Consider the following 15,191-nt stretch of genomic DNA (forward strand, 5'->3'; position numbering starts at 1 on the left):
CACCGCCCAGGGACACGGCGACTGGAACGCGCGGCGCCAACTGACGGTCAGCATTTAGCAATGGCTCGCTGGCCGCGTCCGGCCCGGTTGCGCGTGCCCTGCCGATCAACCGTCCAGGAGGCCCCGGATGCCCAGGCACACACCCAACGTTCAGACGCCTACCGTATCGCCCATCTACCGCCAGCCGATGCTCCACCCATGGCGGTGAGCGGCGAGACGCTGCAGCCGCCGGTCGATCTGCAGCGTGACCACATCGACGGGCCACCCGACGCCAGCGTGACGCTGCTCGAGTACGGCGACTACCAGTGCCGCTACTGCCGTCGCGCCCATGAAGGCATCCGGCGCATGCGCGACGAGCGCCTCGGCAGCCAGATGCGCTACGTGTTTCGTCACTTCCCCAACGACAAACTGCACCCCGACGCCCGGCTCGCGGCCCAGGCCGCCGAGGCGGCGGCGCTGCAGGGCGCGTTCTGGCCCATGCACAACTACCTGTTCGAACACCAGGACCGGCTCGACCGGGCGGGACTGCTGGAAGCCGTCGAGGCGCTGGGGCTCGCCCGCGACCGGTTCGAGCGTGACCTCGACAGCCAGAGCGTTAGCGATCGCGTAGACGCCGACATCAAGGCCGCTCAGGACAGCGCCGCTGATGCGACCCCGACCTTCTACGTCAATGGCCGCCGCTACGACGGGCCCTGGGATAACGATTCGGTGATGGAAGCGGTAGAGCGCCCGCTGGGGCTCAAGCTGCATCTACTGGCGCGCGCCTTTGCCGGGCTGTCGATTTCCACCGGGCTGATGATGCTGGTCGCAGTCGTCGTGGCGATGCTCTGGGCCAATGTCTTCGGCGGCTACGAGGCCTTCTGGTCGACCGAACTGGGCATCAACCTGGGCGAGCGACGCTTCGCCCTGAGCCTGCATGAGTGGATCAACGACGGTCTGATCGTGATTTTCTTTTTCGTGGTCGGCCTGGAGATCAAGCGCGAGGTGCTGTTCGGCGACCTGGCCGACCCACGGCGGGCCGCCCTGCCCGTGGCCGCGGCCATCGGCGGCATGGCCGTGCCGGCGGCGATCTATTTCGCGCTCAATTCGTCAGGTTCGGCCAGCAGCGGCTGGGGCGTGCCGGTGGCGACCGACACGGCGTTCGCACTGGCGCTGCTTACAATGCTCGGCCGCAAGGCGCCTATCGCCCTCACCGTGTTCGTCGCCGCGCTGGCCATTGCCGATGACGTTGGCGCCATCCTTGTGCTCGCGCTGTTCTATACCGAGCACATCTCTCCGCCTGCCCTGGCTGCGGCGGCCGCGCTGTTCGCGCTGCTGGTGATCTTCAACCGCGTGCGCATCTATCGCCCGTTGCCCTACGCGCTGGTGGGCGTGGCGATGTGGGTGGCCATTCTGGTGTCCGGCCTGCATACGACTACTGCCGGTGTGTTGCTCGCTCTGGCGATCCCGTCCCGGCCATCGCCGAGTACCTCAGGGCTGTTCGGTCAGACCGTCAGTGCCTTCTCCAACCTGGAGGCTCCGGCCAGCGGCAACGAAGCAAGAAACCAGCACTACGAGCGCACCGTCAGCACACTGGAAACCGTCCTCGAACGCCTGCTCTCGCCGGCGCAGCGGCTCGAGCGCGGGATGCAGCCCTGGAGCTCGTACCTGATCCTGCCACTGTTCGCACTGGCCAATGCCGGCGTCGAACTGACGGGCGAAGCGCTGCGCGTCTACCACCCGCTGGGGCTCGGCATCATCCTCGGGCTGGTGGTGGGCAAGCCGCTGGGCATCACCCTGGGCGCCTGGCTGGCGACAAAGGTGAAACTCGCCAGCCCACCGAAAGGCTTCAGCTGGCGTCAGCTGGCCGGCGGTTCGGCCCTGTGCGGGATCGGTTTCACCATGTCGATCTTCGTCGCCACCGCAGCCTTCAATGACGAAGGCGATCTGGCCCTGGCCAAGGCCAGTGCCATCGTGGCTTCTGTACTGGCAGGCTGCATCGGCTGGTTCATGCTGCGTAGCGCGCCGGCAGCGGGCGTTGCGGAACGGGACGACGAGGATGGCGACGGGCGTACGCCGCACGATGAGCGCGGCGAGGCGCAGGCATAGGCCGCCGGTGACAATGGGTCGGTGCTAGCAGTCGATCGTGCCCCGCAGATAGCGCACCGCATGGCCGGAGACGTACACGCGCGTACCTTCGATACGGCAGTAAAGCTCGCCGCTGCGGCGCGAGGCCTGCAGCGCGACCAGCGACGTCCGCCCCAGGCGCTCGGCCCAGTACGGCGCGAGTCCGGCGTGAATGGAGCCGGTCACCGGATCCTCGTCGCCGCCGTTGGCTGGCCAGAAGTAGCGCGAGACGAAGTCATGCTGGCGGCCCGGCGCGGTGACCACCACGTCCAGCGGCGCGAGCGTCTTGAACAGCGCCAGGTCGGGCGTCAGCGAGCGGACCTGCGCTTCATCCTCGAACACGGCAAACCAGGCCTGGGGGCTCCTCAGCACCTGATACGGCTCAGCGCCCAGGCCTTCCAGCAACGCGGCCGGCGGGCTGTCGACGGGCTCAGGGGCTCGATTGGGGAAGTCCATTTCCAGACGGCCATCATCGAGCTGCACGACTGGAATATCCCCTACTGCCGCGGCTCGAAAGGTCAGCGGCGCAGTGGCCAGCCCCTGTTCGAGCAATACGAAGGCGCTCGCCAGGGTCGCATGACCGCAGAAGTCGATTTCGGTCAGCGGTGAAAACCAGCGGATACGAAAAACGCCGTCCGGCTCACGAAGCACGAAGGCAGTTTCCGAGAGGTTGTTCTCCATGGCGATCGCCTGCATCTGCGCATCGCTCAGCCAGTGCTCGAGCGGCACTACCGCGGCGGAATTGCCCTGGAATCGCTCACGGGTGAACGCATCGATCTGATAGATAGCCAGCTGCATGCCGCACCGCCTCGCGTTCATGGCGCCTGTTGTCGGCGCACGGAGCGAGCAGTTTCGCTGAGCGCCAGGCAGTCGGCAACTGCCTGGCCTGTTGCAGTAACGGGCGCCTTCAGCGCTTGGAGGCGGCGCTCGCGGTCAATCTCGGCTGGTTAGGCTCCGTACCCGGCTGGCACAGCGTCTGCGCACCACTCAATAGATAAGGCTGCAGTATCGGCGCCATGCCCTTGAGTACCTGCACCGGCAGCGCCGAAGTGAAGCGGAAGCTGTCGGCCCCCTGCCCCGGCACATAAGCGGTCAGGGTGCCGAAGTGGTTCGGCCCGAGGTAGAAGACGAACGTGGCGGTCCGGTTCAGCGCCAGCGAGCTGATCAGCCGCCCCCCGGCGCCCACGGTCTGGATACGGTTGTCGCCGGTTCCGGTCTTGCCGCCGACCTTCAGCGGCTCGCCGCTGGCCTGCAGGAAGCTGCCGTTCAGACGACGCGCCGTACCGCCTTCCACTACCGTGGCCAGCGCCTCGCGCAACGCGGCGGCCACCTCCGGATGCAGCACCCGAACACCGGCGTCAGGCCGGATCCCCAAGCGCGTCTCATAGGGTGTGGCATTGGCGAAATGCAGGCTGTCGATGCGCACGCTGGGCAGGCGAATACCATCATTGACGATGATGCCCATCAGTTCTGCCAAGGCCGCAGGACGATCTCCCGAACTGCCCAACGCGGTGGCCAGCGACGGCACCAGGTGATCGAAGGGATAACCCAGGCGCTGCCATCGTCTATGAATATCGGTGAAGGCCTCGACTTCGAGCATGATGCGAATACGGCTGTCGCGGGCACTCTTGTACCGGCTGCGGAACAGCCAGCCGTAAACTTCCTGGCGTTCGGCGGTGCTCGCGTCGATCACCTCGGAGATACCGGCGTCCGGGTGCTTGATCAGATAGCCCAGCAGCCAGAGATCCAGCGGGTGAACGCGGGCGATGTAGCCCTGGTCGGGCAGACTGTAGCTGCCCGGCGAGTAGCGCGTGTAGAGCGCGTCGAGGTCCTTTTCGCTGAGATCGCTGCCGGTCAGGCGCGTGGTCAGAAAGCGGTCGAACGTGGCGCGATCGGCCTCCGGCACCAAATAGCGATGCACGGCGGCCAACCGCCGCGGCGTCGGTCGCATGCCGTCCAGCAACGCTTCGATACGTTCATCGGCACTCTTGCCGCGGTATTTCTTCCAGAACCGCTGAATGAACACCGATCCTTCGCGATCGGCAAACCGCCGCAGGTATTCGCGGCGCTCGGGGTTGTCATCGCTTTTCAGCAACTCGGCGCCGTTGGAGGTCTGGTAGGTGCTGTAACTCACCAGGTCGCGCATCAGCCTCACGAACGGCAGGTTGATCGACTCCTGCAAGGCCTCGCGCATGGTCGGCAGGCGGCCATCGTCCTGATGGCGAAAATTGCCGAAATGGTGCATGCCGGCACCCGTGAAGAAGCGCTCGTTGGGGTTCGCCGAATAGCGCCGTTCCAACGCCGCGTCGAGCATGTCCGGAAGATTGCGATCGTCATGCTGGATCAGGTAGCCCAACGCCCAGCGCGTCAGCGGGTCGACCGCCTCGGCCTTGCGCAGCGTGGCGACATCGCTCTGCGCGTAGCGATCGTGCAGTTCGGCGATGATCTCCAGATAGGTGGTCAGCACGCGCAGTTTGGCGGTGGAGCCCAGCTCCAGCTTGCTGCCTTCGTTGATATCGAAGGGCTGGTTGGTGTTGTCGGTCTGTACCCGCACGCGGAACCCCTGCTCGCCACGCTCGAACAGCGTGAAGCTGTAGCGCACGTCGCCAGTGCGCTCGGGCGACAGCATGCGCTCGCCGAACAACCCGACCTGGCCGGCAAAGTCCGGCTCAGCCAGACGATGCAGGTACTCGGTGACCTGGGATTGCAGCTCGCCATGTAACGGCGTGGTGGCCGCCAGATCGAGCCGGTCGAGCTGGTACAACGAGACGCCGAGCAAACTGCTCAGACGCATGCGCGCCGCGGTGATGCCCTTGCTCGACGGCACCTCACGAATCCCCGGCTCGCTGCGCAGATCGCGGAATGTCACCTTCTGTTGCAGTGCCGCGTTGCGCAGCCGCGTGCCGATCACACCACCGTTGGCCAGCAGGCGGATATGGCTGTCGGTCAACTCGGCCATGTCGGCGCGCCCCGCGCCCAGGTAGTAGGACGGCCGACGTTGGGCGATCAGCAGCGAAAGTACCTGGCGCAACGCCAGCCCCTGCGCCTCGTACGGGACGTCGGCGTTGCGCCGGGTGTCGAGCGCGCGGTTGACCTCGGCGAAGTCGGCGCCGAACCACAGGCGCAGGCCGTCGGCGATTCCGTGCACTTCGCCATGGCCGTACGCAGCCGACAGCGGCACGCTGTTGAGGTAGTCCCGCACGATCCGCTTGCGCGTTGTCAGTGTCTGGCGGCCCTCACGATAAGTACGCACGCTCGCTGACACCATCTGCCGGATCTTCTCTTCGGCACTTCCCGTGCGGCCCTCTGGAGAGTGCCGGTACTTCTCCACCTGAGTCGCCAGCGTGCTGCCGCCGGCAGCCTGCACCGGTAGCCCCAGCTGTTTCTCCACCTGGCTGATCGCGGCCATGGTGAAACGCGGCCAATCCACCGCCGGGTTGGCGCCGGGGCGGTCGGCGTTGAGCAAGCCGCGGTCTTCGATGAACAGCAGGCTCATCGCGATGATCGGCGGAACGTCATCGAACGACTCGTAGTACTGGTGCGGATAACTGTTGGCGTATAGCGGTTCCCCACGGCAATCGTCGATGGTCAGGCCGGCCTGGGACTTCTCCGGGTAGGGCACGAAAAAGCCGTGGCTGACGTAACGCTGCAGCGCCGGTGAGAATCGTACTTGCTGCTGGATATCGAACCCACGCTCGGTCAGCCGCTCGATGAAGGTCGGCAAGGCGGCGTAGCCCAGTCGGCGGTCGAAGGGCCCGGCTTCGGGGAACTGAATGCTGCTACTGGCACCGGTCTCGAGCTGGAAATCGAGCTTCTGCGCGTAGCGGCTCAGCCATAGCGCCTGCAGCTTGGAGGTGTGCATCTCATGCCAGGCGGCATAACCACCGCCGGCCAGTAGAGAAACACTCAGCAACACGCCCATGCGGCGCGCCAGACGGCTACCGTGTGTGGGTGGTCTACCGGGTTTGCTGGAGGGGGACACGCGTTTGCTGTCACCCGCCCGGGATGAATCGGTCTGCCATACTGCGCCCATCTTTTCTGGCCTGGCTTCCTTGGGAAATCACAGGCTTAAGCTTAGCGGGTGGCACTTCGTTAAGCCTGCCCGAACGGACGAACGGAGAGGCTCGATACGCCGTTCGGCAGCGCCCTGCCAAATGCGCCGCGACCGTCTAGCTCACTCGATCCAGCGCGGGTAGAAGCCGAGCCGTGACTGCAGTCGACTGTCCTGCATTTGCAGCACGTCGACCGGCAGCGGCGGTGGGTTTCGTGCGGCATCCGCGGCGTCCCCTCGGAAGAAGAAACGGCGTCCATCGTCCAGCCTCAGAAACAACCCCAGCGCACCGTGCCCCGGCAGTTTTACCATCACCATCCGGCCGTCGCCAAACAGGTCAAGGCTCTCCTCGAAACCGTAAAACGGGCGGCGTTCGAAGCGCAGCGGTTGCCATTTGACGCCATGGGCGAACTGCACCGGCAGGACAGCCGGCGGCTTAGCCGTATTGGCGTAGTCAATGCTCTCCTGGCTGGCCAGTACCGGCAGATCGGCAAAATCCACCAATCCGGAGGCATACTCCCAACGGGCACACCCCAGCACTACTCGGTCGATGCCCAGGTCATCGCTCAGTTGATCGCGCGCCGGCCGCACGGCTGTGTAGCGCTTCGTTCGCCAGGGGATTTCGCTATCCAGCTGCGCATCGATCCGGCGCCCCAGCCCGGTACCGAACAGCAGCCGGCTGCCTCGGTGCTCGATCAGCACCGCGATATGGTTGACCGTGGGCGGCTCGACCCAGTCTCCATCGCGCCAAGCGAACTCGCCGCTGGATTCGGTCTGTCCCGTACGAACCAGACTGAAACGCAGCTCCGCCGCCTGCGCGCTTGCCACCAGCATACTGAGCAACAACCCGATCAAACTCATGCGACGCATGATTCACACTCCTGTTCCAGGCTGGAACGGTGACGGAGTCGTACCCGAAGTAGCGTATTGCTCCGGCCCGATCAGCTCGTCCGGCGCCTTTTGAAGCAGGTCACCGCTGGCGAAACCAGCGAACAGCAGCCCGCAGCGGGCTTCACGGACCGGGCTGCCGAACATCGATGCATGCCGCTGCCCCTCACCGTCCGCCACAGCGACCAGCAATGCCGGCAACGGTGCAAAAGCCTCGCAATGTTGCTCGGGCATGAACGCGCGGATCATGTGAGTGCCGATCTGCTTCGCCGTGCCGCGGGCGCCGGCGCGGCTTTGAAGGCACTGCTCGCCGGCATGCAAGGGGCTGCTCATGGGTGGCCTCCTATTCCAGGCCAGGCATGGCGAGGTAACCGGGCAGTTCGCGGATGCGCGAGCACCACGCGCGTACAGCTGGGTACCGTGCCAGGTCGATACCGCCTTCGCCGGCCAATCCCGCGTAGGGGTACACCGCGATGTCGGCAATCGTCGGAGTGGACGTTCCGGCCAGCCAGGTGTGTTCGGCCAGGCGCTGCTCGAGCAATTGCATCGCGGCCAGCGCTCGGCTCGATGTCAGCGCTTCGTCGATCGGCCGGCCGAACAAGCGCGCTACGCGCGCCGTGGCCGGACCATGATGCATTTCGTTGGCGGCGAAGCTCAGCCAGCCAACCACACTCGCCTGGGTGATGGCATCGAGCGGAAACCAGGCCTCATCGGCGTAGCGCCGCGCCAGGTAGACGAGGATGGCTTGCGAGTCCGCCACCCGGATATCTCCATCCTCCAGGACCGGCACTTGTCCGCGCGGGTTGAGGCTGAGAAACGGCGGCTGCTTGTGCTCGCCTTTCAGCAGATCTACCGGGACCAGTTCGACCGGCTGGCCGATCAGGCCGAGAAACAGGCGCGCCTTGTAGCAGTTGCCGGAAAGGGTCAGGTCGTAGAGTTTCATCGTGTCGCTCCGTGAAAGATGGGTGGGTGTACCGAGGCACGCCTAGATAATAGACAGACCTGTCTGTACACTTCAAGCACCACTTTCGCCGAGACGCGATTGGAGGGAACGAAATCGCTCCCGCATAATGGCCGTCGAAGGAGAACTACATGGCTACGAACAAGCGCGACCTGCTACTCGGGACTGCCGAGCGGCTGTTCTACACAGAGGGCTACCACGCCACTGGCATCGATCGGATTCTCAGCGAATCCGGCGTGGCCAAGATGACGCTGTACAAGCACTTCAAATCGAAGGAAGAGCTGATTCTCGCCGTGCTGGATGCCCGTCAACAGCCGATGCTGGCAAAATTGCGCGCAGCGCGCGAAAAGCTGCCGCCCCGCAAGGCATTGCTGGGGATCTTCGACGGCTTGAACGAGATGATTCACAGCCCGAACGCGTTCTGCGGTTGCCTGTTCATCAATGCCGCGGCCGAATACCATGACCGCGACCATCCGATCCATCAGCGCTCGGCCGCGTACAAGGAGCAATTCCAGACGCATCTACGCGAGCTGCTGGAAGCGCTCGATGTAGCGCAGCCGGAGCAGCTGGCACGGCAGCTGCAATTTCTCATCGAGGGCGCGCTGAGCATGGCGCACATCGAAGGGCCTGGCGATCAGGCGTTGCTGGCCAAAGCGGCAGCCGAGCAATTGTTACAAGCCGCCGGCGTCTAGGCGCCGGCGGCATACCACGTCAGCGCGCTTCCTTGACCCGGAACCAGGCGGCATAGAGCGCCGGCAGGAACAGCAGCGTAAGCGCCGTGGCAACTATCAGCCCACCCATGATGGCCACCGCCATCGGCCCGAAGAAGACGCTGCGCGACAGCGGAATCATCGCCAGCACCGAAGCCAGGGCCGTGAGCACGATGGGCCGGAAACGGCGGACCGTGGCGTCGATGATGGCATTGAAGCGATCCTGTCCGGCAGCGATATCCTGCTCGATCTGATCCACCAGAATCACCGAATTTCGCATGATCATCCCGGACAACGCGATGGTGCCGAGCATGGCGACGAAACCGAACGGCTTGCCGAGCAACAGCAGGAACAGCGCAACGCCGATCAGCCCCAGCGGAGCGGTGAGAAAAACCATCGCCGAACGTGAGAAGCTCTTGAGCTGAAGCATCAGCAAGCTGACCACGACGATGACGAATAGCGGCATGCCGGCGTTCACCGAGGCCTGGCCGCGGCTGGAGTCTTCGACCGTTCCCCCCACTTCCAGCAGATAGCCACCGGGCAGCGCGCTGCGGATATCCGCAAGCGTCGGCTCGATCTGCTTCACCAGCGAGGCGGGTTGTTCATCGCCATATATATCGGCCCGCACGGTCACCGTCGGCAGGCGATTGCGGTGCCAGATCACACCTTCCTCGAAGCCATACTCGAGGGTGGCGACCTGAGACAGCGGCACGCTGCGCCCGCTGGCCGTAGGAATCGCCAGACTCGGCAACATCGACAGCGTCTCACGTTCACGCGAGGTGCCGCGCAGCAGGATCTCGATCAGCTCATTGTCCTCACGGAACTGACCGGCGGTGACCCCGGTAAAGGTGCGCCTGAGGAAGTTGGACAGCTCCACCGTGCTCACACCCAGCGCCCGTGCACGGTCCTGGTCCACATTCAGCCAGACGACCTTGCTCGGCTCCTGCCAGTCCAGGTGCACGTTGGCCACGTACGGGTTTTCGCGCACCTTTGCCGCGACCTCACGGGCCAGCTTGCGCACGATATCGATGTGCTCGCCCGTTACCCGGAACTGCACCGGATAACCCACCGGCGGTCCGTTTTCGAGCCGGCTGACGCGGCCTCGCAGCGTCGGGAAATCCTCTCGCAACCGCTCGATCAACCAGCTACGCAGCGCTTCGCGCTGCTCGATACTGTCAGCCAGTACCACGATCTGGGCAAAGCTGGTGGCCGGCAACTGCTGATCCAGTGGCAGGTAGAAGCGTGGCGAGCCACTGCCAACGTAGGCGACGTAGTTGTCGATGCCCGCGCGCGCCTTGAGCATGTCTTCGAGGCGGTGCACCTCGGCTTCGGTGGCCTTGAGCGACGCACCCTCCGTCAGTTTCAGGTCCACCATCAGCTCAAGGCGGCCGGAGGCCGGAAAGAACTGCTGCGGAACAATGCGGAACAGCCCGACCGCGCCGACGAACGCCAGCAACGTCAGCACGATCACCGTCTTGCGTCGGCGTACGCACCAGCGAATCACGCGCCGAACCCGCTGATAGAAAGGCGTCGAGTAAGGATCGTGGCCCTGCTCGTTGCCGCCATGTTTCAGCGCATGGCGCTTGGCAAGATCCGGCAGCAACTTCTCGCCCAGCAGCGGGACGAACATCACCGCCGCGATCCACGAGGCGATCAGGGCAATGGTCACTACCTGAAAGATCGAGCGCGTGTATTCGCCGGTACTCGACTGCGCGGTCGCGATCGGCAGAAACCCGGCCGCGGTAATCAGGGTGCCGGTGAGCATCGGGAACGCCGTACTGGTCCAGGCATAGCTGGCCGCCTTGAGCCGGTCGAAGCCTTGCTCCATCTTGATCGCCATCATCTCCACCGCGATGATCGCGTCGTCCACCATCAGCCCGAGCGCCAGCACCAGCGCGCCCAGCGAGATTTTGTGCAGGCCGATATCGAGGTAATGCATGGTCGCGAAGGTCATCGCCAGCACCAGCGGAATCGACAGCGCGACAACCAGGCCGGTACGCACGCCGAGCGAGAAGAAGCTCACCAGCAACACGATCGCCAACGCCTCGACCAGCACCCGCACGAACTCACCGACGCTGGTCTTCACAGCGGCCGGCTGGTCGGAAACCTTGCGCAGCTCCATGCCGGCCGGCAACTCCTGTTGCAGCCGGGAGAACTCGCTTTGCAGCGACTCTCCCAGCATCAGGATGTCGCCCCCGGCCTTCATCGACACGGCCAGCCCAATCGCCGGTTCGCCCATGAAGCGCATGCGCGGCGCCGGTGGATCGTTGAAGCCGCGATAGACTTCCGCCACGTCGCCGATGCGGAACGTGCTGCCGGCCACCCGAATCGGGAAATCGCGGATTTCCTTGACCGTCTCGAAGCTGCCGGTCACCCGCAGCCGAACGCGATCGCTTGGCGTTTCCACGAAACCGGCGGACATGACGGCGTTCTGCGCCTCCAGCGCCTGCCGAACCGCTTCCAGCGGCAGGCCCAGCCCCGCCAGCTTGACGTTGGAAAGCTCGATCCAGATCTTTTCGTCCTGCAGGCCTATCAGCTCGACCTTGCCGACATTCTTCACCCGCTGCAGTTGCAGCTGAATACGGTCGGCGTAGTCCTTGAGTATCGCGTAGTCGAAGCCCTGGCCGGTCAGCGCGTAGATATTGCCGAAGGTAGTGCCGAATTCGTCGTTGAAGAACGGGCCCTGAATGTCCGCAGGCAAGGTATGACGGATGTCGCCGATCTTCTTGCGGATCTGATACCAGAGGTCGGGTATCTGCTCCGAATGCAGCGAGTCGCGTGCCATGAAGGTCACGTTGGACTCGCCTGGCCGCGAGAAGGAAACGATGCGCTCGTACTCGCCGGTTTCCATCAGTTTCTTCTCGATGCGCTCGGTGACCTGCCGGGAAACTTCCTCGGCCGTGGCGCCGGGCCACTGGGTCTGGATCACCATGGCCTTGAACGTGAACGGCGGGTCCTCGCTCTGGCCGAGCTTGCTGTACGACAGCGCGCCAACGACAGCCATCAGTAGCATCAGGTAGAGGACGATCTGCCGGTTGCCCAGCGCCCAGGCGGAGAGATTGAAGCGCATAGCGATTACTCCTGCGCCGCCAGGACGACCGGACGGTTGTCTCGATCGATGGCCCTCACCGGTTGGTTTTCGTGAAGCATCTGCACGCCGGCCAGCACTACCCAGTCATCGGCCTGCAAGCCGCTGAGAATGGGCACCCAGGTTTCACCGAAAGGCCCAGTCTCGACATTGACCCGCTCCAGTGTAGCGTCCGGCTTCACCCGCCAGACGAAGGCCTCGCCGCGCTCGGCGGTCACCGCCGAAAGCGGCACGGCCAACGGCACCTCGCCGTTGCGACGAATCGACACCAAGGCGCTCTGCCCCAGTTCTGCGGGCACTTGCGCGTCATCGAAGGCGACACGTGCCGAGTAGGTACGCGATTGCTGGTCAGCTGCCGGCGACAACTCGCGAATCTGCCCTGGGTACTGCTTGCCCGGCTGCGACCAGATTTCCACCGATACCTTCTGACCCACCGAGTGACGATCCAGCGCCTGCTCCGGCAGGTTGATCGCCACCTCACGCTCGCCGTCAGCCGCCAGCACAAATGCCGTTTGCCCGGCGGCGACGACCTGGCCGACCTCGATCCGACGCTGAGCGATGACGCCATCGCTGGGCGCCCGAAGAACGGCGTAGTCGACCTGATTGCGCGCCACATCGAACTCGGAGCGTGCCTGTTGCAAGCGCGCCTGGGCGGAGCGGTAGGCGTTTTCTGACGCATCGAACTGCGACCGGCTGACCAGTTGCCGGTCCATCAGCGTCTTGTAGCGCTGATGTTCGGCACGGGCGACGCGCAGATTGGCCTCGGCGGCGGCAACCTGGGCGCGGATGCCTTCGAGTCGTAGCCGCACGTCCTGCGGATCGAGCCGTGCAAGCGGTTGGTCCTTGCGCACGCGATCACCGGTTTCGACCAGCCGCTCGGCAACCTTGCCTGCGATCCGGAAGGCCAGCTCGGGCTCGTAGCGAGCGTGCACCTCGCCCGGATAGCTTTCGAAGGCCTCGCCTGCCGGTTGGGGCTGAACCACCATTACCGGACGCGTCGAGAGTTGCTCAGGTTCGCTATCGCCACAACCGGCTAGCAGGGCGAAACCAATGGCACCGAGGAAGGGCAAGGCACGTCGGATCACGTCGGATCTCTCTCTGTCATACGTGGGTTCTAATACTTATACTGCGCGGTATAGTAAAAATACCGAACTCACCAGTCTAGTATTAAAAGCGCACATGACAGCCATCCCCACCGTACCCTCTGGTCCGGGCCGCCCGAAGGACCCCGCAAAGCGCGAGGCGATCCTGGCGGCCGCACAGATCCTGTTCCTCAGCAACGGCTACGAAGGCAGCAGCATGGACGCCATCGCCGCGCAAGCCGGCGTCTCCAAACTCACCTTGTACAGCCACTTCAAGGACAAGGAGGCGCTCTTTGGCGAGGCAGTGAAAAGCACCTGCGAAACACGCCTGCCTCGCAAGCTGTTCGTGATCGAGGATGGCAGCGCGATCAGCGAGGTGCTGTTGAATATCGGTCAAGCCTTCCAGGCGCTGGTCAACAGCCCGGAGTCCGTTGGGCTGCATCGCGTCATGGTGGCTATGGCAACGCAGAATCCGGCATTGTCACGGATGTTTTTCGAGGCCGGCCCGCAGCGCTTGCTGCTGGACCTGGAACGTCTACTGATCCAGGCCAACCAGCGCGGCATGCTGCGCGCAAACGAGCCAATGCGTGCAGCAGAGCATTTCTGTTCGCTGATCAAGGGTGCTGCGCATTTTCGTTTGCTGATCGGATGTGCGGAGCCGCCAAGCTCCGAGGAGGCGGACCGCCATGTGAAGGACTGCATCGACCTGTTTATGCGCGCCTACGGCCCTGGCAAAACCACTGCGACCTGAAGATAGCTGACGACGCCCGCCGCTGGCCTCACGACGCGCGTCTGCAGCAAGTGGTTCAGTCGTTGCTCAGCGCACCGATCCGGTGGATGGAGAGATCCGCCCCGTTGAACTCATCTTCCTGGCTCAGCCGGATGCCTACGCTCCCCTTGAGCAGGCCGTAAACCAGCAATCCTCCCGCCAGGGCAATGAGCACGCCAAGCGCCGAGCCAACCAGCTGGCTGAACAGGCTGACGCCGCCAAGACCGCCCGCTGCCTGCTGACCGAAGATGCCACAAGCCAGGCCGCCCCAGACACCACAGAGGCCGTGCAATGGCCACACCCCGAGCACATCGTCGATCTTCCACTTGTTCTGCGCCGCGGTGAAAGTCCAGACAAACAGGGCGCCAGCCATCACGCCGGTCACCAGAGCACCAACCGGATGCATCACGTCGGAGCCGGCACACACCGCCACCAACCCCGCCAACGGTCCGTTGTGCAGAAAGCCCGGATCGTTGCGCCCGACGACCCAGGCCGCGGCCGTACCGCCCACCATGGCCATCAGGGAGTTGATCGCCACCAGCCCGCTGACGCCCTCGAGCGTCTGGGCGCTCATGACGTTGAAGCCGAACCAGCCGACGATCAGGATCCACGACCCCAACGCCAGAAACGGAATGTTCGAAGGCGCGAATGCCACCACCCTTCCGTCGCGGTAGCGGCCGTTGCGCCGCCCCAGCAGCGTGACCGCGCCAAGCGCCAGCCACCCACCCATGCCATGCACCACCACCGATCCGGCGAAGTCATGGAACAGGGCACCGAAACGTGTTTGCAGCCAGGCTTGCAGACCGAAATTGCCGTTCCACATCAGGCCTTCGAAGAACGGATAAACGAAGGCAACGATCAGCAGCGTCGCGCACAGCTGAGGGCCGAAACGCGCGCGCTCGGCGATCCCTCCCGAGATGATTGCGGGTATCGCCGCGGCAAAGGTCAGCAAAAAGAAGAATTTCACCAGCGAGTAGCCGTTCTCGACGACCAACTGGTCGGCCGGATGCATGAAGGTCACCCCGTAGGCGACCCAGTAGCCGATGAAAAAGTACGCCAGTGTCGACACGGCGAAGTCAGCAATGATCTTCGACAGCGCGTTGACCTGGTTCTTCAGGCGTACCGTACCGACTTCGAGAAAGGCGAACCCCGCGTGCATCGCCAGCACCATCACCGCGCCCATCAGGAGGAACAGCGTGTTGGCACCATGCACCAATACTTCTACCGCACTACTCGGATTTTCCATTGACTGCTTTCCTGCCGAGTGAAACGCACCAAAACGGCCAGCCTCACCAGATACGCGCACCATGATGTGTCACGACCCGGCTCGAGGTTCGCCACCGTTCAACGCGGGTGGTAGTGCAAGCTCGTCGCCCGTATCTGCGATTGCCTTCTGTTTCATTGGCTTAGCGCAACCACCCAGCGGTACCTATGCCCAGCCGACGCCCTATTCGAGGGCAAGGCCAGCACCAGCGCACCAGACGGCTGCAAGGTTTGTACCAGCGAAACGGCATCCGTGAGCCAAGTTGGCGCAGG

General features: G+C 64.2%; 11 protein-coding genes. 3 read left to right on the forward strand and 8 right to left on the reverse strand.

Annotated features, from left to right (window positions below; all coding sequences use genetic code 11):
- Positions 1-60: 60 nt before the first annotated feature.
- Positions 61-2,088, forward strand: a complete 2,028-nt coding sequence (gene nhaA, locus KCX70_RS15315) for a Na+/H+ antiporter NhaA (protein ID WP_212618058.1) — start codon at positions 61-63, stop codon at positions 2,086-2,088.
- A gap of 24 nt (positions 2,089-2,112) precedes the next feature.
- On the opposite strand, the gene KCX70_RS15320 is transcribed toward nhaA, so the two are convergent.
- The 5 genes from KCX70_RS15320 to KCX70_RS15340 form a co-directional block, all read right to left on the reverse strand.
- Entirely contained in the window at positions 2,113-2,892 is a 780-nt protein-coding gene (locus tag KCX70_RS15320; RefSeq protein ID WP_212620356.1) for a PhzF family phenazine biosynthesis protein, read from the reverse strand.
- A gap of 121 nt (positions 2,893-3,013) precedes the next feature.
- A complete protein-coding gene (locus KCX70_RS15325) occupies positions 3,014-6,139 on the reverse strand; it encodes a transglycosylase domain-containing protein (protein WP_212618059.1) in 3,126 nt (1,041 codons plus the stop codon).
- Between the two features lie 141 nt (positions 6,140-6,280).
- Entirely contained in the window at positions 6,281-7,018 is a 738-nt protein-coding gene (locus KCX70_RS15330; protein ID WP_212620357.1) for a Zn-dependent hydrolase, read from the reverse strand.
- Positions 7,019-7,030: 12 nt separating this feature from the next.
- Positions 7,031-7,378, reverse strand: a complete 348-nt coding sequence (locus KCX70_RS15335) for a hypothetical protein (protein WP_212618060.1) — start codon at positions 7,376-7,378, stop codon at positions 7,031-7,033.
- A gap of 10 nt (positions 7,379-7,388) precedes the next feature.
- Positions 7,389-7,988 (reverse strand): glutathione S-transferase family protein, encoded by a 600-nt coding sequence (locus tag KCX70_RS15340; protein ID WP_102852314.1) that lies wholly within the window; start codon positions 7,986-7,988, stop codon positions 7,389-7,391.
- A gap of 149 nt (positions 7,989-8,137) precedes the next feature.
- On the opposite strand from KCX70_RS15340, the gene KCX70_RS15345 reads away from it, so the two are divergent.
- Positions 8,138-8,698, forward strand: coding sequence for a TetR/AcrR family transcriptional regulator (locus KCX70_RS15345; protein ID WP_212618061.1), 561 nt, complete (start codon positions 8,138-8,140; stop codon positions 8,696-8,698).
- A gap of 19 nt (positions 8,699-8,717) precedes the next feature.
- Here the strand turns inward: KCX70_RS15345 and KCX70_RS15350 are convergent, their stop codons facing one another.
- Both KCX70_RS15350 and KCX70_RS15355 read right to left on the reverse strand, forming a co-directional pair.
- Positions 8,718-11,786 (reverse strand): efflux RND transporter permease subunit, encoded by a 3,069-nt coding sequence (locus KCX70_RS15350; RefSeq protein WP_212618062.1) that lies wholly within the window; start codon positions 11,784-11,786, stop codon positions 8,718-8,720.
- A 5-nt stretch (positions 11,787-11,791) separates the two neighbouring features.
- Positions 11,792-12,889, reverse strand: coding sequence for an efflux RND transporter periplasmic adaptor subunit (locus KCX70_RS15355; RefSeq protein WP_249121649.1), 1,098 nt, complete (start codon positions 12,887-12,889; stop codon positions 11,792-11,794).
- A 94-nt stretch (positions 12,890-12,983) separates the two neighbouring features.
- Here KCX70_RS15355 and KCX70_RS15360 point away from each other — a divergent pair, with 94 nt between their 5' ends.
- Positions 12,984-13,637, forward strand: a complete 654-nt coding sequence (locus tag KCX70_RS15360) for a TetR/AcrR family transcriptional regulator (protein WP_212620359.1) — start codon at positions 12,984-12,986, stop codon at positions 13,635-13,637.
- A 55-nt stretch (positions 13,638-13,692) separates the two neighbouring features.
- Here KCX70_RS15360 and KCX70_RS15365 read toward each other — a convergent pair whose 3' ends face one another.
- On the reverse strand, positions 13,693-14,901 hold the full coding sequence (locus tag KCX70_RS15365; RefSeq protein ID WP_212618063.1) for an ammonium transporter: 1,209 nt from the start codon (positions 14,899-14,901) through the stop codon (positions 13,693-13,695).
- Positions 14,902-15,191: the final 290 nt, after the last annotated feature.

This window comes from Stutzerimonas stutzeri (assembly GCF_018138085.1).
Classification (GTDB): domain Bacteria; phylum Pseudomonadota; class Gammaproteobacteria; order Pseudomonadales; family Pseudomonadaceae; genus Stutzerimonas; species Stutzerimonas stutzeri_AI.